The sequence below is a fragment of the Pseudonocardia humida genome, from assembly GCF_023898865.1.
GTDB classification, from domain to species: Bacteria; Actinomycetota; Actinomycetes; order Mycobacteriales; family Pseudonocardiaceae; genus Pseudonocardia; species Pseudonocardia humida.
In genome coordinates this window covers 1-17,372 of the sequence record NZ_JAGSOV010000107.1, presented here as the reverse complement: position 1 = coordinate 17,372, position 17,372 = coordinate 1, and the positions used below count along the sequence as shown (strand labels likewise).

Annotated in this window: 16 protein-coding genes and 1 pseudogene; 3 read left to right on the top strand and 14 right to left on the bottom strand. The window is 73.3% G+C overall.

The features are described from left to right. Nucleotides 1–13: 13 nt before the first annotated feature. Nucleotides 14–514 carry a hypothetical protein gene (locus KDL28_RS39525; RefSeq protein ID WP_252446611.1) on the bottom strand — a complete coding sequence of 167 codons (501 nt, stop codon included), beginning with the start codon at nucleotides 512–514 and terminating at the stop codon, nucleotides 14–16. A gap of 1 nt (nucleotide 515) precedes the next feature. After that, complete coding sequence (locus KDL28_RS39520; protein ID WP_252446610.1) at nucleotides 516–1,082, bottom strand: RNA polymerase sigma factor; 567 nt, start codon at nucleotides 1,080–1,082, stop codon at nucleotides 516–518. A gap of 248 nt (nucleotides 1,083–1,330) precedes the next feature. On the opposite strand from KDL28_RS39520, the gene KDL28_RS39515 reads away from it, so the two are divergent. Next, nucleotides 1,331–2,179, top strand: coding sequence for a nitrilase-related carbon-nitrogen hydrolase (locus KDL28_RS39515; protein WP_252446609.1), 849 nt, complete (start codon nucleotides 1,331–1,333; stop codon nucleotides 2,177–2,179). 82 nt (nucleotides 2,180–2,261) lie between these two features. Here the strand turns inward: KDL28_RS39515 and asnB are convergent, their stop codons facing one another. From asnB to KDL28_RS39475, 8 genes are all read right to left on the bottom strand, one after another. Beyond that, nucleotides 2,262–3,791, bottom strand: coding sequence for an asparagine synthase (glutamine-hydrolyzing) (gene asnB / locus KDL28_RS39510; protein ID WP_308216136.1), 1,530 nt, complete (start codon nucleotides 3,789–3,791; stop codon nucleotides 2,262–2,264). Between the two features lie 105 nt (nucleotides 3,792–3,896). Continuing rightward, nucleotides 3,897–5,051 (bottom strand): ABC transporter ATP-binding protein, encoded by a 1,155-nt coding sequence (locus KDL28_RS39505; RefSeq protein ID WP_252446608.1) that lies wholly within the window; start codon nucleotides 5,049–5,051, stop codon nucleotides 3,897–3,899. 8 nt (nucleotides 5,052–5,059) lie between these two features. Beyond that, nucleotides 5,060–6,067 (bottom strand): ABC transporter ATP-binding protein, encoded by a 1,008-nt coding sequence (locus tag KDL28_RS39500; protein WP_252446607.1) that lies wholly within the window; start codon nucleotides 6,065–6,067, stop codon nucleotides 5,060–5,062. Further along, the gene (locus KDL28_RS39495) at nucleotides 6,064–6,987 is read right to left on the bottom strand and encodes an ABC transporter permease (RefSeq protein ID WP_252446606.1); all 924 of its coding nucleotides are present in this window, start codon (nucleotides 6,985–6,987) and stop codon (nucleotides 6,064–6,066) included. The genes KDL28_RS39500 and KDL28_RS39495 overlap by 4 nt, the downstream gene beginning before the upstream one ends. Continuing rightward, complete coding sequence (locus tag KDL28_RS39490) at nucleotides 6,984–7,988, bottom strand: ABC transporter permease (RefSeq protein WP_252446605.1); 1,005 nt, start codon at nucleotides 7,986–7,988, stop codon at nucleotides 6,984–6,986. Before KDL28_RS39490 ends, KDL28_RS39495 begins: the two co-directional genes overlap by 4 nt. A gap of 185 nt (nucleotides 7,989–8,173) precedes the next feature. Then, the gene (locus KDL28_RS39485; RefSeq protein ID WP_252446604.1) at nucleotides 8,174–9,853 is read right to left on the bottom strand and encodes an ABC transporter substrate-binding protein; all 1,680 of its coding nucleotides are present in this window, start codon (nucleotides 9,851–9,853) and stop codon (nucleotides 8,174–8,176) included. Between the two features lie 147 nt (nucleotides 9,854–10,000). Then, nucleotides 10,001–10,192, bottom strand: coding sequence for a DUF397 domain-containing protein (locus KDL28_RS39480; protein WP_252446603.1), 192 nt, complete (start codon nucleotides 10,190–10,192; stop codon nucleotides 10,001–10,003). Between the two features lie 349 nt (nucleotides 10,193–10,541). After that, on the bottom strand, nucleotides 10,542–11,444 hold the full coding sequence (locus KDL28_RS39475; protein WP_252446602.1) for a helix-turn-helix domain-containing protein: 903 nt from the start codon (nucleotides 11,442–11,444) through the stop codon (nucleotides 10,542–10,544). 419 nt (nucleotides 11,445–11,863) lie between these two features. On the opposite strand from KDL28_RS39475, the gene KDL28_RS39470 reads away from it, so the two are divergent. Next, nucleotides 11,864–12,052 carry a hypothetical protein gene (locus KDL28_RS39470; RefSeq protein ID WP_252446601.1) on the top strand — a complete coding sequence of 63 codons (189 nt, stop codon included), beginning with the start codon at nucleotides 11,864–11,866 and terminating at the stop codon, nucleotides 12,050–12,052. Nucleotides 12,053–12,186: 134 nt separating this feature from the next. Here KDL28_RS39470 and recR read toward each other — a convergent pair whose 3' ends face one another. Together recR and KDL28_RS39460 are read right to left on the bottom strand one after the other, a co-directional pair. Then, nucleotides 12,187–12,804 carry a recombination mediator RecR gene (gene recR / locus KDL28_RS39465; RefSeq protein WP_252446600.1) on the bottom strand — a complete coding sequence of 206 codons (618 nt, stop codon included), beginning with the start codon at nucleotides 12,802–12,804 and terminating at the stop codon, nucleotides 12,187–12,189. Between the two features lie 19 nt (nucleotides 12,805–12,823). Continuing rightward, on the bottom strand, nucleotides 12,824–13,138 hold the full coding sequence (locus KDL28_RS39460; protein WP_252446612.1) for a YbaB/EbfC family nucleoid-associated protein: 315 nt from the start codon (nucleotides 13,136–13,138) through the stop codon (nucleotides 12,824–12,826). Nucleotides 13,139–13,239: 101 nt separating this feature from the next. Here KDL28_RS39460 and KDL28_RS39455 point away from each other — a divergent pair, with 101 nt between their 5' ends. Further along, nucleotides 13,240–14,046, top strand: a complete 807-nt coding sequence (locus KDL28_RS39455; RefSeq protein ID WP_252446599.1) for an N-acetylmuramoyl-L-alanine amidase — start codon at nucleotides 13,240–13,242, stop codon at nucleotides 14,044–14,046. Between the two features lie 12 nt (nucleotides 14,047–14,058). On the opposite strand, the gene KDL28_RS39450 is transcribed toward KDL28_RS39455, so the two are convergent. Both KDL28_RS39450 and KDL28_RS39445 read right to left on the bottom strand, forming a co-directional pair. Next, nucleotides 14,059–16,413 carry an HAD-IC family P-type ATPase gene (locus KDL28_RS39450; RefSeq protein WP_252446598.1) on the bottom strand — a complete coding sequence of 785 codons (2,355 nt, stop codon included), beginning with the start codon at nucleotides 16,411–16,413 and terminating at the stop codon, nucleotides 14,059–14,061. A gap of 24 nt (nucleotides 16,414–16,437) precedes the next feature. Continuing rightward, nucleotides 16,438–17,372, bottom strand: a pseudogene (locus tag KDL28_RS39445) (DNA polymerase III subunit gamma/tau); the annotation flags it as partial.

The following is a 17,372-nucleotide window of genomic DNA, read 5'->3' as shown; positions in this document are numbered from 1 at the left end:
GGCGCGGGGGCCGCTACAGCGGTACCCAGGCCGTCTCGGTGACCTCCGCACCGCGCCGGATCCGCAGGCTGGAGCGCTGCTTCCCGGCCGGCAGGTCCAGCACGAACCGGCCCAGCTCGTCGGCGCTGCCGACGATGCTGCCGACCACCGTGTCGTCGGCGGAGCGCAGCTCCAGGTCGGCCCGGCCGGGCGGGGTCAGCTGCCCGATCAGCCGGCGCGCGCCCGGCACGTCGTCCACCTCGACCTCGACGGTCATCCCACCCGCCTCGAAGGTGAGGATCCGCGGCTGGCCCGCGGCCCGCACGCCCAGCTCGCGCTGCGCGATCAGCGAGTCGTGGGTGAGCTCGGCCAGCTCGGCGTCGACGGTGCGCCAGGTGAACAGGCCCTTGGCCGCCTCCACCACCTCCGGCGGCGGCGCCGACACCCGCTCCAGCACGCGGGCCAGCTCGGCGAGCAGCGCGTCGTCGTCGAGGTCGGTCAGGTCGGGGGCGTTCCCGGTGGGGTCGTCGGCCATCTCAGGCCACCACCGGGCCGTCGCCGCTGTCGACGAGCAGCCGGCGCAGCCGGTCGAGGCAGCGGGCGCGGGTGGGACCGATGCTGCCGACCGGGATCTGCATGATCGTCGCCACCTCCGCGTACGGCGGCTGCAGCACGACCACCAGGTGCAGCAGCCTGCGGCAGCGGTCGGGGAGCCTGCTGAACGCGTGCCAGAGCCTGCGGTCGCGGTCGCGGTCGAGCACGGCCTCCTCCGGCGTCGGCGAGGACGAGGGCTCGCGGGTGAACACGCCCTCGTCGTCGGTGGGCAGCTCGCGCCCGCGCAGGCGCAGCATCCGCAGCGACTCCCGGCGCGCCGTCGTGGCCAGCCAGCCGCCCAGCCGCTCGGGCTCGCGGATGCGGGTCAGGTTCTCCAGCAGCCGCAGCCACGTGGTCTGCAGGACCTCGGCGGTGTCGGCCGGGCCGAGGCGGTGGCCGTTGGCCACCGTCCAGACCAGGCCGCTGAAGCTGCGCACGATGGAGTCCCACGCGTCCTGGTCACCCGTCGCGGCCCGGCGCACAGCGCCGGCCACCTCGCTCGGTTCCACCCACACCGCCCACGGTCGTCCTGGCCGCGGTGCTCGCGGCCGCTCGACGGTAGCCCAGCGGGCGTTGCTCATGTCGGACCTCTCCTCGCTCCGTCGAGAATGAGCGGCGAGTACGGCCGTGGATACGGCTCGGTGGGAGAAAGTTGTGAGAGAGCTGTCGCCCAGCGTGACCACCACCGCCGCGGGCGGCCGGTAAATTCCTGATCACGCCGGTTCCGACCGCCCCGCGCGACCGCACAATGAGCGGCATGCGGATCGCCCTCGCCCAGACCGACGCGGTGCTCGGGGACATCGACGCCAACGTCGAGCGCGCTGAGCAGATGATCGACGACGCCACCGCGCAGGGCGCGGAGGTGGTGGTGTTCCCCGAGCTGTCGCTGTCGGGCTTCTCCGTCGGGGAGGTCGACGACGACGTCTCCATGGAGCTGGACGACAAGCGGCTCGTCTCGCTGGCCGAGCGCACCGACGCCGGGGTGCTGCTCGGCTTCCCCGAGGCCCAGACCCACGGCCTGCACACCTACAACAGCTCGGCCTACTTCGCCGACCGCAAGCTGGTGCACGTGCACCGCAAGCTGTACCTGCCCAACTACTCGATCTTCGAGGAGCGCAAGCACTTCCTTCCCGGGCAGACCTCGCGGGCCTACCCGGTGGGCAACGGCCGCCATCGCGCGGCCACCCTGATCTGCAACGACGCCTGGCAGCCGCAGCTGGCGTTCCTGTCGGTCCAGGACGGCGCGCACATCCTGCTGGTGCCCGCGGCCAGCGGGCAGTCCAGCTTCCCCGAGCACTACAACGCCCGCGAGTACTGGGAGGGCATCACCCGGTTCTACGGGCGGATGTACCAGCTGTTCGTGGTGTTCGTGAACCGCGTCGGCACAGAGGGGCAGCTGCGGTTCTGGGGCGGCTCGCACGTGATCGACCCGTGGGGCGAGATGGTCGGCGAGTGCGCGGAGTCCTCCGAGGACCTGCTGGTCGTCGACATCGACCTGGCCGAGGTGCGCAGGCGCCGCCGCGGCATCCCGCTGGTCCGCGAGGCCCGGCTCGGCATGCTGCGCCGCGAGATCGACCGCCTCCTCGACGAGGGCGGCGACCTCTGACCCACCCACCCCACCCCGTCGAGAACGAAGTCGTTGTCGTTTGGACCGGTCCAAAAGGGCGACAAGTTCGTTCTCGACGGGGTCAGGCGGTGGCGAACGGCTCCAGGGTGGCCAGCGGGCGGATGCCGGCGAACCGCTGCGCCCACAGCTCGTAGTACATGAGCTCCTCCTCGCTGCGCAGGGGCCAGCAGTCCGGCGGGGCCTGCGGGACGTCGTCGAGGTCGGCCCCGCCCACCCGCTCGGCGGCCAGGGCGGCCAGCACCGTCCCGGCGCCGGAGCCGTCGCCGAACTGCTCCTTGCCCCGCCAGAGCAGCTCCTCGGGCAGCCACCCCACGAACGCCTCGCGCAGGATCGCCTTCTCCGGGCGGCCACCGGTGCGCTGCTTCCACTCCGGCGGCAGCCGCAGCGCGGTGCGCACCAGCGCCGAGTCCAGGAACGGCTCGCGGGCCTCCAGCCCGTAGTGCATCGTCGTGCGGTCGCAGCGCTGCAGGTTGAGCCCGTGCAGCTGCTCCAGGCTGCGCACCAGCTCACCGTGCAGGGCGTCCGGGTCGGCGAACTCGTCGGTGTGCTGGTGGGTGTAGCCGGCGAACAGCTCGTCGGCGCCCTCCCCGGTCAGCACGACCTTCACCTTCTTCGACGCCTCGCGGGCCAGCAGCAGGTTGGGCACCGAGCTGCGCACCAGCCGCGGGTCGAAGTGCTCGATCACCGTGACGGCCTCGTCCAGGGCGTCCTCGAGGTCCCGCGCGGTGACCACGACCTCGTGGTGGTCGCTGCCGATGTGGGCGGCCACCTTGCGGGCCGCGGCCAGGTCGGCGCTCTCCGGGGTGCCGACCGCGAACGTCGGCAGCACCTCGCCCTTGGCCGCCGTCTCCTGGGCGGCGATCGCGGCCACGATCGCCGAGTCGAGCCCGCCGGACAGGAACACCCCGACGCCGACGTCGCTCATCATCCGCCTGCGGACCGCGGCGATCACCGCGTCGCGGACCTCGTCGAGCACGACGTTGTCCCACAGGTCGGTCTGCGCGCGACGGGCCGGGCGCACCTCCACCGGGACGGCGTCGGCGTAGCGGACGACGCCGGCGGCCGGCGTCCACAGGCAGCCCGGCGGGAACGCCTCCACGCGCGGCCGGTCGGCCTCGTCGAAGGCGCGCAGCTCGCTGGCGAACACCGTGACCTCGTCGTCGGCGATCCAGTACAGCGGCTTGACGCCCATCGGGTCGCGCGCGACCAGGCCCCCGCCCGTGGCGTCGACCATCGCGATGGCGAACATGCCGTTCAGCTTCGCGACCGCCGCCGGGCCCTCCCGCATGACCATGTGCAGGGCGGCCTCGGTGTCCGACTTCGTCTGCAGCACGCCGTCGGGCAGCCCGGCCGTCAGCCGCTCGTGGTTGTAGATCTCACCGTTGCCGACGATCCACGTGGTCTCCCCGGCGTCGGTCAGCGGCTGGTGCCCGCCCATCACGTCGATGATCGAGAGCCGCTGGTGGCCCAGCCAGGCCCCCGGCAGCGCGAGCACCCCCTTGTCGTCGGGGCCGCGGTGGCGGACCCGGTCGAGCATCCGCTCGCAGGAAGCCGCGTCGAACCGGCCGAACGCGGCGACGATCCCGCACACCCTGGCTGCCCCCTCGGACCGAAAAGCTCGGATCTCCATTGTCCGGGATGAGCCCGACACCCGAGGAGACATGCGTCACTCGCCCCGCCGCCGCCCCTCCGGGGGTCAGCGGCCGAGGATCTCGGTCACCGAGCCGGGCTGGTCGGGAACCGCGCCCGGGCCCAGGACGTCCTCGGCCACGGCCGGCTCCACCTTGTGCGGCTGCAGCGTGCCGCTGCGGATCTGCTCGGCGTAGTGGCAGGCCACCCGGTGCCCGCCGACGGTGCCCTCGACGACCCGCAGCTCCGGCCGCTCGGTGTCGCAGCGCTCGGGCTGGCGCCACGGGCAGCGGGTGTGGAACCGGCAGCCGGGGGGCGGCGCGGCGGGCGAGGGCAGGTCGCCGGTGAGCAGGATGCGCTCGCGGCGGTCCTCCAGCTCCGGGTCGGGCACCGGGATCGCCGACAGCAGCGCCCGCGTGTACGGGTGCAGCGGCTCGTCGTAGAGCGCCTGGGAGGGCGCCTCCTCGACGAGCCCGCCCAGGTACATGACGCCGACGCGGTCGCTCACGTGCCGCACGACGGCCAGGTCGTGGGCGATGACCAGGTAGGTGAGCCCGAGCTCGTCCTGCAGCCTGCCCAGCAGGTTGAGCACCTGCGCCTGCACCGACACGTCCAGCGCGGACACCGGCTCGTCGGCGACGATCAGGTCGGGTTCCACGCACAGCGCCCGGGCGATGCCGATGCGCTGGCGCTGGCCGCCGGAGAACTCGTGCGGGTAGCGGCGCAGGGCGGCGGCGGGCAGGCCGACCTGCTCGACCAGCTCGCGGAGGCGGGCCCGGTCGGCCTCGGGGCCGCGGGACAGCCCGTGCGCCTTCAGTCCCTCCATCAGCATCCCCTCGACCGACTGGCGCGGGTCGAGGCTGGACATCGGGTCCTGGAAGACCATCTGGAAGCGGCGGCGCATGGTCCGCAGCTCCTCGCCCTTGAGGGGGGCGATGTCGCGGCCGTCGAACCACACCTCGCCGAAGGTGGGCTTCTCCAGCCGCAGGATGGCCCGACCCAGCGTCGACTTGCCGCAGCCGGACTCGCCGACCAGCCCGTAGGTCTCACCGCGGTGGATCCGCAGGGACACCCCGTCGACCGCGTAGACGTGGCCGATCGTGCGGTCCAGGATCAGCCCGCGCCGGATCGGGAAGTGCACCGCGACGTCGCGGACGTCGAGCAGCGGCCCGGTGCCGTCCACCGACGCGTGCGGGGCGGCCGTGGCCTCGTCGGTGTCCATGTCGCCGTTCACTCCGCGCTCGCCGGGACCGGGTTGAAGCAGCGCAGCAGCCGGCCGCCGGTGTTCTCCGCCTCGGGGGTCACCTCGACGCACCGGTCGACCGACCGGGGGCAGCGTGGCTGGAACGCGCAGGCGTGCGCCCACGGCAGGTTGTCGACGACCGAGCCGGGGATGGCCTCGAGCTGCTCGCCCGCCGCGGCGTCCAGCCGCGGGATGGAGCGCAGCAGGCCGTGCGTGTACGGGTGGCGCGGGGTGCCGAACAGCCGGTGGCGCTGCGCCCGCTCGACGATCCGGCCGCCGTAGAGCACGTTGACCGTCTCGCACAGCCCGGCCACCACCCCCAGGTCGTGCGTGATCATGATCAGCGCGGCGCCGGTCTCGGCGACCATCTCCTTGAGCAGCTCGAGGATCTGGGCCTGGATGGTGACGTCCAGCGCGGTGGTCGGCTCGTCGGCGATCAGCAGCCGGGGCCGGCAGGCCAGCGCGATCGCGATCATCACGCGCTGCCGCATGCCGCCGGAGAGCTGGTGCGGGTAGGCGGTGACGCGCCGGCGGGGGTCGGGGATGCCGACCCGGTCGAGCAGGTCGACGGCGGCCTGGCGGGCCTTCTCCTTGTCCATGCCGCGGTGCCTGCGCAGCACCTCGGTGATCTGCAGCCCGATCGGGACGACCGGGTTGAGCGAGGACAGCGGGTCCTGGAAGACCATCGACAGGTCGCGGCCGCGGCGCTCGCGCATCTTCGCCTCGGACAGCGTGAGCAGCTCCTCGCCGTCCATCTTCACCGAGCCGGTGATCTGCACGCCGCGCCGGGGCAGCAGCCGCATGATGGCCATCGAGGTGACCGACTTGCCGCAGCCGGACTCGCCGACGAGCCCGACCACCTGGCCGGGCGCCACGTCGAAGCTGACCCCGTCGACGGCGAGCGTGTCGGGCTCGCCGCGCCTGCGGAACGCGACGCGCAGGTCGCGCACCTGCAGGAGGGGCTCCGCGGTGGGGGTGGGTCTCGGAGCCGTCATCGGCGTCCCTTGGGGTCGAGTGCCTCGCGCAGCGACTCGCCGAGCAGCGTGAACCCCAGCGCCACCACGATGATCGCGAAGGCCGGGTAGAACGCCAGCGCCGGGCGCACGTCGAGGTAGGTCTGGGCCTGGGCGAGCATCAGCCCCCACTCCGCACGGCCCGGGTCGGCGTCGCCCAGGCCGAGGAACGAGAGCGCGGCCGCGTCCAGGATGGCGGTGGCCAGGGTGAGCGTGGCCTGCACGATCACCGGGCCGATGGCGTTGGGCAGCATGTGCCGCAGCACGACGGCCGGGCGCTTGACGCCCAGCGCGGTGGCCGCGACGACGTGGTCGCTGTTGCGCTGGGAGAGCATCGAGCCGCGCAGCAGCCGGGCGAAGATCGGCACCCCGACGATGGCCACCGCGATGATCACGGTGGTCTGCGACGGGCTGGCGGCCAGCGCGGCCACCGAGATCGCCAGCAGCAGGCTGGGGATGGCCAGCAGCACGTCGGTGACGCGCATGAGCACCGTGTCGATCCAGCCGCCGAACGCGCCGGCCAGCGTGCCGATGACGATGCCGATCGCCAGCCCGATCAGCGTGGCCAGCACGCCGACCAGCAGGGTCTGCTGGGAGGCCAGGATCATCCGGGAGAGGAAGTCGCGCCCGAGCTGGTCGCCGCCCAGCGGGAAGCCCTCCTGCGCGCCGGGGATGTTGCCCGGTCGCAGGTCGGCCTGCAGCTCCGGGAACGACTCCGCCGCCCCGTGCGGGGCCAGCAGCGGCGCGAACACGGCGATGACCACGAACAGCCCGACGATGACGGCGCCGACGATGGCGACGGGGTCGCGGCGCAGCCTGCGCATCGCCTCGGAGGTGAGGCTGCGCCCGCCCGCGAGGTCGTCGATCCGCTCCTTGCGCCGTTGCGCCCAGGTGGTGGTCATGTCAGCCGCACCCTCGGGTCGATGATCGCGTACGAGAGGTCGACGAGCAGGTTGACCAGCACGTACACCAGGGCGCCGAGCAGCAGCAGCGCCTGCAGCCGCGGGTAGTCCTTGAGCGTGATGGCGTCGGCGAGCAGGGTGCCGAGACCGCCCCAGACGAACACCTTCTCGGTCAGCACGGCCCCGGCCAGCAGCAGTCCGACCTGCAACCCGATGACCGTGGAGACCGGCAGCAGGGCGTTGCGCAGCACGTGCCGGCCGCGCACCGTGCCCGGGGCCAGGCCCTTGGAGTTCGCGGTGCGCACGAAGTCGGAGCCCATCACGTCGAGCACCGACGCCCGGGTGATCCGCACGATCACCGCGAGCGGGATGGTGGCCAGCGTGATCGCGGGCAGGGTCAGGTGCAGGATCGCGTCCCAGCTGGCGTCCCACTCGCGGGTCAGCAGGCCGTCGAGCACCGCGAAGCCGGTGACGTCGGTGGCGTCGAGGGCGATGGCCTGCCGGCCCGACGGCGGGAACCACCCCAGCTCGACCGCGAAGAACGCCTTGAGCAGGTAGCCCAGGAAGAACACCGGCACGGCCACCCCGACGAGGGTGCCGATGATGGTGCTGATGTCCAGCGGGCCGCCGCGCTTGCTGGCCGCCAGGTAGCCCAGCGGGATGCCGAGCAGCACCGCGATCAGCAGCGCGGCGACCGACAGCTCGACGGTGGCCGGCAGGGCCCGGCCGATCTCGGTCAGCACCGGCTGGCCGGTGATCGTGGAGACCCCGAAGTCGCCGGTGAGGACGCGGCCGAGGAACCGGCCGTACTGCACGAGGACGGGCTGGTCCAGCCCGAGCACCCGGTTGAGCTCGGCGATCCGCTCCGGGGTGGCGCGGTCGCCGAGGAAGGCGGAGGCCGGGCCCCCGGGCAGGGAGCGCAGCCAGGCGAACACGAGCAGCGATAGCAGCAGCAGGGTGGGGATCACCTGCAGCAGGCGTCGCAGCACGAAGCGCAGCATGGTCCCCCCTCCGCCATGGCGGTTCCCGGCGCGGTGCTGGTGCCCACCGCGTCCGGCCCCGACCGCACGACGATCATGTAGTGCTCATTCGGCCGACGTTGTCAGAACGGACGTCGAGATAGCGAGATGTCGACGGACGAGGGTGGCACCGCCGTGTCCGGCGGTGCCACCCGGGGGTCCGTCGATCAGCCCTTGACGACGTTCAGGAAGCGCTCGTCGGTCAGTGGCGACGGCACGATCCCGCTGATGTTGTCGCGCACCACCAGGGCGGGCGGCGAGCTGCTGAGCGGGATGGCCGGCAGGTACTTGGTCATCAGGTCGCGGTTGACCTGCTCGTACGCCGCCGCGTGCGCGGCCGGGTCGACGGTGCTGTCGGCCGCGCTGATCTCGCTGAACAGCGCCTGGTCGCGGTCGGGGCTGAGCCCGAACTCCGCCTTGGGCCGCCCGAAGAACGTCTGGATGAAGTTCCCCGCGTCGTTGTAGTCGCCGGTCCAGCCCAGCAGGTGCAGGTCCTGCACGCCGTTGTTGGACACCGAGTCCAGGTAGCCGCCGTTCCACGGCTGCGGCACCGCGTTGACCGTGATCCCCACCTGGCGCAGGTTCTCCTGCAGGGCGGTGAAGATGTTGGTCGGGTTCGGCATGTACGGCCGGGTGACCTCGGTCGGGTAGTAGAAGTTGACCGTGAGGTTGGAGTGGCCGGCCTCGGCGAGCAGCGCCTTCGCGCGCTCCGGGTCGTACGGGAGGGCCTGGATGTCGGCGGCGTAGCCGTCGACGGTCTCGGGCAGGAACTGGGTGGCCACCACGGCGCCCTCGGGCAGCTGGGTGCGCACCAGCGACTCGCGGTCGGTCGCGTAGGCGATGGCCTGGCGCACCCGCAGGTCCTGCAGGGCCGGGTTGTTCTTCTGGTTGATGCCCAGGTACAGGATGTTGAACACCGGGCGGACCAGGACCTGGAACCCGTCGTTCTTCAGGGTCTCCCAGTCGGCGGGCGAGGGCAGGTCGTAGCCGTCGATGGTGCCGGCCTGCAGCTCCTGCTTGCGCGCGTTCTCGTCCGGGATGACCTTGAAGATGAGCTTGTCGATCGTGGGCTTGGTGCCCCAGTACTCGTCGTTGCGGGCCAGCGTGACGACGTTGGCCGTGCGGTCGTAGCTCTCGAACTTGAACGGGCCGGTGCCCGTCGGGTGGTCCGTGGCGTAGGCGGGGTAGGTGAACGCCTCACCGCTCTGCTGGACGTTGTCCGCGTCGTACTGCTGCAGCGCCGCCGGGCTGGACATCGACAGCGAGGTCAGGCCGAACGCGGAGGGGAACGCGCCCTTGGCCTTGTTCAGCTTGATGACCGCGGTCGTCGGGTCGGGCGCGGTGCACGAGTTGTAGACCGGGGCACCCGTGGTGTCGGTCTGGTTGCTCGCGAAGCCCTCGAAGACGTCGCTGTAGTACTGGGCCTGGGTCTGCGCGGCCGCGTTGGGCAGGTTCACCCAGCGGTTGAAGTTGAAGCAGACGGCCTCGGCGTTGAAGTCGGTGCCGTCGTGGAACTTCACGCCCTCGCGCAGGGTGAACGTCCACTCGGTGAAGTCGGCGTTCGGCGTCCACTCGGTGGCCAGCGCCGGCTCGAGGTCGGCCGTACCCGGCTTGTAGGTGACGAGAGTGTCGTACATCTGGCGAGCGGGGCGGAAGGTCTCGCCGTCGGTGGCGAACACCGGGTCGAAGTTGTCCGGAGCGCCGGCGGCACCGAAGACGAACGTGCCGCCGGTGGCGCCGGCGCCACCCTCGCCCTCGTCGCTGCGTTCGGATGTGGCGCAGGCGGCGAGGGTCACGGCGAGCGCGGCCGCGGCGGTCACCGCGGACAGGCGTCGGGCAGATCTCATGATGCGGGCACCTCTTGGTCGGGAGACCGTCAAGGTATTAGGCCCACATACCGATCGGTAGTTCCCTGAGTCACGGTTCCACTACGGACCCCGCGCTCGGCGGCCGACCGGGAGACCCGACGGTACTCCGAACGGAGCGGCTGCGGGTTACTCCGCGTTGAAATCCCCGCGACGAACGCCGTCCAGGAAGGTGGACCACTGCTGACCACCGAACGTGATCGACACGCTGCGCAGCGGGTCCTTGCTGTCCCGCACGACCACTGCGTCATCCGATGGTGAGTGTCCGACCTCGACGCAACCTCCGGCGGAGCAGAAGCTGCTGATTTTGAACTCGATCACGGGGAGCCTCTCGCGGGTACTACATGATGCTGGTCGGGGGGCGCCGACTCGCTCGGCGCAGCGCACGCGTCCGATCGGCGTGCCCGCCCGGTGCGGAAGCTACCGTTCTCCACATCGGACTGCTGCACGTACCCCTGCACGATCGTCTGCGCGCGCAGTGATTTATCCCCCGATAGCGTGGTGATCCATAACCACGTTCGGTAGTCAGTCGGCCAACGGTCACAACCCGTGGCCGAACGGCACCCGGACCGCGCCGAAACGCCGCCCCGTTCGGCGGCCGGGCCCGTCGAGCCACGACCCACCGCCACCGGTCTGCGCCGATCGGAGGAATCCCCGCGCGCGCCGACGATCAGGCGCGCCTCCCGACCCCTCGGGCGCCGTAGTCGCGGCCGTAGCGGGTGATCACCTCGCGGGAGGCGTCCGGGGAGAGCGCCCGGTCGACGACGTCATCGAAGATCGCGTTGTAGCGGTCGACGTCGGAGCGGTTCTCCAGGTAGTTCTCCCCCGCGTGCCCCTCGACGTAGACGACGTCGGCGGTGCCCGCCGGGAACTCCAGCAGCACGAACGAGCCGATGTGCGCGCGGTGGAAGCCGGCGTCGAAGGGCAGCACGCGGACCGTGACGTTGGGCAGCAGGCTGCGCTCGCGGATCGCGTCGAGCTGGTCGGCCATCAGCTCGGAGCTGCCGACCATCCGGCGCAGCACGGCCTCGTCGAGCACGACGTCCAGGCGCAGCGGCTTCTCCGCGTCGAACAGCGCGCGCTGGCGCCGCCCGCGCAGCTCCACCAGCCGCTCGACCTCGGCCGCGCTGTGGTTGGTCAGCAGCGAGCTCATCAGCTCGCGGATGTACTCCGGCGTCTGCAGCAGCCCGTGCAGCACCGCGATGTCGAACGAGCGGATGACCGCGGCCTCGGTCTCCAGCGCGGGGTAGCGGCTGGGGGCGTCCAGCACGAACCGCTCCGGCGTGACGCCCTCGGTCAGCGACTCCCACCAGCCGTGCTCGCGGCCGTCGCGCACGAGCCGCAGCAGCGCGTCGCGCTCGTCGTCGGACTCGACGCCGTAGATGCGCATCAGCTCGCGCACGTCGGGCAGCTTCGGGATGCCCTTGCCGGTCTCCAGGCGGGAGATCTTGGAGGTGGAGCACGTCATCTGCTCGGCGACCTCGTCCAGGGTGAGGCCCGCCGCGGTCCGCAGCCGGCGCAGCTCAGCCCCCAGCCTGCGCCGGGAGCCGATCGGACTCTGTGGTGCTCCCATGATCCCCCGCTGTCATCATGCGCGACCGACCCGCTCCCATCATTGCGACGGCCGGGTGATTGCGCCGGTCGGAGGCGTTATGCAATTGCACAAGGCACTGTCCTAGGGCAATCTACACACCAGGCGTCGTGTGGTGGAAGCCACCACCGCGACGCACTGGCACCCCCGCGGGAGGAGGCCACCGTGACCGACGAACCGAGCGTCACCGAGCCGCCCGCGCCCGCTCCTCCCACCCCCTGCGCCCGGCGGCGCCCCGCGAACCGGGGCCACCGCCACCCGTCCCACGGCCGCCCCCCGCGGCCGGGAACCTCCGCCGTCCGGCGACCCGCCGGCACGACACGCAACCGGGAAAGGGGCACCACCATGCACTCAGCCGGGAAGCACACCGTCCGCTCCGACCGCGCGGGACGGTGGTCCCCATGATCGTCCTGATCATCGCGGGCATCGCCGCCATCGTCGTGGTCGCCATCGCCGTCGGCATCTTCGACGCCATCCAGGCCGCCAGCTGGCGAGAGGTCGCCGCCGAGCGCCGGGAGAAGTGGGAAGAGCGCGTCCACGAGCTGCACGGGGGCTTCGAGGCCGCCGACCCGGACTGGGACGACGACTGACCCCCGGCGCGGTCCCGGGGAGTGACCGCGCCACCCACCCCGGTCCCGCGCAGTCCGCCGGTCACCCCCGATCCGGCCGGCGGGCTGCGCCACCCCGAAGGGACGACCTCCCCGACCGTCGGGCGCCACCGACGCTAGATCGACCGCCGGCCCGACAGCGCCCGGCCCAGCGTCAGCTCGTCGGCGAACTCCAGGTCGCCGCCCATCGGCAGCCCGCTCGCCGGCCGGGTGACCGACAGACCCGGGAAGTCGCGCAGGAGCCGCACGAGGTAGGTGGCCGTGGCCTCGCCCTCGGTGTTCGGGTCGGTCGCGATGATGACCTCGGCGATCTCGGTCTCGTCCGCGGCGGGGCCGGTGCCGCCCAGGCGGGCCAGCAGCTCGCGGATGCGCAGCCCGTCCGGGCCGACGCCGGCCAGCGGGTCGAGCGCGCCGCCCAGCACGTGGTAGCGGCCCTTGAACTCGCGGGTGCGCTCGACGGCCAGAACGTCCTTGGGCTCCTCGACCACGCACACGAGCGTCGGGTCGCGGCGGGCGTCGGAGCAGTAGCGGCAGCGCTGCCGCTCGGCGACGTTGCCGCAGACCTCGCAGAACTGCACGCCCTGCTTGACCTTCTGCAACACGTCCTGCAGCCGCGACACGTCGGCGGGGTCGGCGGCCAGCAGGTGGAACGCGATCCGCTGGGCACTCTTCGGCCCGACCCCCGGCAGCCGGCCCAGCTCGTCGATCAGGTCCTGGACCGGTCCCTCGAACACCGCCTACCCCGCGGTCCGACTAGCCGAGGCCGGGCAGGCCGAGGTCGCCGCCCAGCCCGCCGGCCAACGGTCCCATCTTCTCGGCCTGCATCTCGGCGGCCGCGCGCGAGGCGTCCTGCAGGGCCCCGACCAGCAGGTCCTGCAGGGTCTCGATGTCGTCGGGGTCGACCACCTTCGGGTCGATGCGCACGGCGCGCACCTCCTGGGCGGCGGTCATCGTCACCTGGACCAGGCCGTTGCCTGCCTGGCCGACGACCTCGGCGGAGGCGAGCTCGGCCTGCGCGGCCATGAGCTGCTCCTGCATCTTCTGCGCCTGCTGCAGGATCATCTGCATGTCGGGCTGACCGGGTTGCACGGCGGTCTCCTCGTGATGTCGTACCCGGCGCTGCGGTGGCGCCGGCTCACCGCCAGGGTAGCCGTGACACCCTGAGCGCCGTGCTCAGCGCCCGTCCCACCCCGCCGACCCGGCGCGCGGTCGTCGGCTGGGTGCTGTGCGCGGCCCCGCTCGCCGCCGCCTGCACCGCCCCGCCGACCCCGCCGGCGCCGGTCGTCACCCCGGCCGCGGCGGTCGTCGCGCCCACCGCCGCCCCGCGCCCGCCGGTCGTCGTGCTCGACGCCGGGCACAACGGCGGCAACGCCGCGCACGCCGCCGAGATCCGCCGGCAGGTCCCGGACGGCCGCGGCGGCACCAAGGACTGCAACACCACCGGCACCGCCACCGACGCCGGCTACCCCGAGCACGCCTTCACCTTCGACGTCGTCGAGCGGGCCACCCAGCGGCTCACCGCGGCCGGAGTGCGGGTGGTGCTGGTGCGCACCGACGACACCGGCGTCGGCCCCTGCGTGGACGAGCGCGGCCGCGCGGGCGAGGCCGCGGACGCCGACGCGGTGGTCGCCGTGCACGCCGACGGCTCCGCCCCCGACGACAGCGGCTTCCACGTCGCCCTCCCCGACCCGCCGCTGCACCCCGCCCAGGGCGCCCCGTCTCAGGCGCTGGGCGCGGCCCTGCGCGACGCCCTGCGCGCCGGCGGCTTCCCGGACTCCGACTACCTCGGCCACGAGGGCCTCGCCCCGCGTGCGGACCTCGCCGGGCTCAACCACTCCACCCGCCCGGTCGCCCTCGTCGAGTGCGCCAACATGCGCAACCCCGACGAGGCCGCGCTGGTGTCCTCCCCCGAGGGCCGCCAGCGCTACGCCGACGCCATCGCCACCGGCGTCCTCAGCTACCTGTCCACCACCTGACCCGGGGGTGGGTCAGGAGGAACGGGCGAGGGAGCGGTTCACCAGGCGGTAGGCCACCTCGATGACGACCACCGCCACCGCCGCGACGACCACCGCGGGCAGCATGACCCCCGCATGGCTCGGGTCGAGCTGCCAGAACTGCTGGCCGAAGATCGCCGGCAGGAACAGCGCGTAGCTGAACGCGGCCAGCGACGCCGCGATCATCAGCGCCTTCCACCACGCGAACGGGCGGGCCACCGCGACCAGCACCCAGGTGGCCGCCAGGTACAGCACGACGACCGCGGCGGTGCTCTGCTGGATCGGGGTGGCCGTGGGATCGGCCCGGGCGATCAGGTACGTGACGATCGTGGCCGCGCCGATGATCACCCCGGACGGGACGGCGAGCCGCAGCACGCGGCGCACGAACCCGCGCCGCGCCCGTTCGGTGTTGGGCGCCAGCGCCAGGAAGAACGCCGGGATGCCGATGGTCAGCGAGCCGATCAGCGTCAGGTGGCGGGGCAGGAACGGGAACGGCACCCCGATCGCGCCGATGGCGATGGCCAGCAGCACCGAGTAGACGGTCTTGGTCAGGAACAGGTTGGAGACCCGCTCGATGTTGCCGATCACGCGGCGGCCCTCGGCCACCACGTGCGGCAGGGTGGCGAAGGAGTTGTCCAGCAGCACGATCTGGGCGACGGCGCGGGTGGCCGGGCTGCCCGAGCCCATCGCCACGCCGATGTCGGCGTCCTTGAGCGCGAGCACGTCGTTGACGCCGTCGCCGGTCATCGCCACGGTGTGGCCGCCTGCCTGCAGGGCGCCGACCATGTCGCGCTTCTGGGCCGGGGTGACCCGGCCGAACACGGTGCCCCGGTCCAGCTCGGCGCCCAGCGCGTCGCGCTCGGCGGACAGCTCGCGGGCGTCGACGGGGGCCTCGGCGCCGCGCAGGTCGAGGGAGGCGGCGACGGCGCCGACCGACAGCGCGTTGTCGCCGGAGATCACCTTGACCGTGACGTCCTGCGCGGCGAAGTACGCCAGCGTGTCCTTGGCCTCGGGGCGCACCCGCTGCTGCAGGACGACCAGACCGGCCGGCTCCACGACGACCGGCGCGTCGGCGTCCACGGTGGTGGCGGAGCGGCCCAGAAGCAGCACCCGCAGGCCGGTGGCGCCGATCCGCTCGGCCTCGGCGCGCTCCGGGCTGTCCGCGCCGAGGAGCACGTCGCAGGCGCCCAGCACCCAGTGCCGGGCGCCGTCGAAGCTGGCCCCGCTCCACTTGCGCGCCGAGGAGAAGGCGACGGTCTCGGTGGCCGTCCAGCCCGGCGACGGGCACACCTCGGCGATCGCCGCCAGGCTCGCGTTGGGCCGCGGGTCGACCGAGGCCAGCGCGCCGAGCGCGGCGCGCAGCTCGTCCTCGCCGTGCCCGCCGAAGGGCAGGACCTCCGACAGCCGCATGCCGTTCTCGGTCAGGGTGCCGGTCTTGTCGGCGCAGACGACGTCGACCCGGGCGAGCCCCTCGATCGCGGGCAGCTCCTGGACCAGGCAGTTGCGTCGGCCGAGCCGGATGACGCCGACGGCGAAGGCGATGCTGGTGAGCAGCACGAGGCCCTCGGGCACCATCGGGACCAGCGCCGCGACCATGCCGCGCAGCGCGTCGTCGATCTCGGTGCCCGCGGTGCGGAACTGGCTCCAGATGATCAGCGCCGCCGCCGGGACCAGCAGGTAGGTGATGATCTGCAGGATCTTGTTGATGCCGGCCCGCAGCTCGGAGTCGACCAGGGTGAACCGGCTGGCCTCCTCGGCGAGCTGGGCGGCGTAGGCCTCCCGGCCGACCTTGGTGGCCTGCTGCGCGCCGGTGCCCACGGTGACGAAGCTGCCCGACAGCAGCGGGTCGCCGGGCTGCTTGGCGACCGGGTCGGACTCGCCGGTCAGCAGCGACTCGTCCACCTCGAGACCGGCGGCCGCCAGCACCACGCCGTCGACGACGATCTTGTCGCCCGGTCCCAGCTCGATGACGTCGTCGAGCACGACCTGGTTGGGCGAGACCTCGATCTGCGTGCCGTCGCGGCGGACCACCGGACGGGCCTCGCCGATGATGGCCAGGCGCTCCAGGGTCCGCTTGGCCCGCAGCTCCTGCACGATGCCGATCAACGTGTTGATCACGATGACGAACCCGAACAGGCCGTCCTGGATCGGCCCGATCACCAGGATGATCGCGAACAGCACCCCGACGATCGCGTTGAACCGGGTGAACACGTTCGCCCGGATGATCTCGCCGACGCTGCGGCTGGCCCTGGCCGGCACGTCGTTGGTCTGGCCGGCCGCGACCCGGGCGGCGACCTGGTCGGCGGTGAGGCCGACCAGCGCGTCGGTCCGCTCGTCAGTGGTGGACACGGTCGAGGAGCTTACGCACGCCGCTCACGCGCGCCGCTGGTCGAGTGCCCGGGCGCCGAGCTGCGCGGAGAGCAGCTCGATCGCCGCCTCCTCCGGATCACGGCGGGGCGCCGCGCTCTTCGGGTCGGCCGCCGCCTCGGCGATCATCGCCTCCTCGTCGTCCTCCGGGGGGGCGTCCTCGTCGGGCGGCTCCGGCGGCAGCGGCACGCCGTCGTCGGGGGAGCTCGAGCGGCGGACGGGCGGCGGCCGCGACGGGCGCCGCTGCGGCCCGGCCTCGGCAGCGGACGGCCCGGCGCCGCCGCGCCCGCCACCGGCCGGGGGCCGCTCGGGAGCGGGCGCCGGCTCGGGCCGGGTGGCCTCGGCGCGGCCCGCCGGAGGCGGCGGGGGCGGCGGGGGCGCGCCGTCGCCGTGCTCGCAGCGCACCCGCCAGCGCACGCCGAGCACCGCGTGCAGCGACTCGGCGATGACGTCGGTGTTGCTCTGCTCGGACAGCAACCGGGCCAGCGGGGCGGTGCCGATGGCCAGCACGAGCGTGTCGTTCTCCACGGCCCGCACGGTGGCGCTGACCAGCAGGGCCGCGGTGCGCTTCTTGCGCTCCTTGGCCGCGGCCAGCACCTCGGGCCAGGCCCGGCGCACGGCGGCGGCGTCCAGCGTGGGAGGGACCTGCCGCTCGGCGGCGGGCGCCGGCGCCGGCACGGGCTCCGGAGCGGCGGGCGGCCGGGCGGCCGGGCGCTCCGGCTGCCGCTCCGCGGGGCGCCCGCTCTGCCGCTCCGTGGGTCGCTCGGTCGGGCGGTCGACGGGTCGCTGCTCGGCCGGGGCCGGGCGGCGGTCGTCGGCTGCGGCGGGGCGCTCGGCCGGGCGCTGCTCGGGCGGGGCCGGGCGGCGGTCGTCGGTCGGGGTGGGGCGCTCGGCGCGGGCCTGCGGGGCGGGCGGCGGCCCGGCGGGCTCGCGCTCCGGCG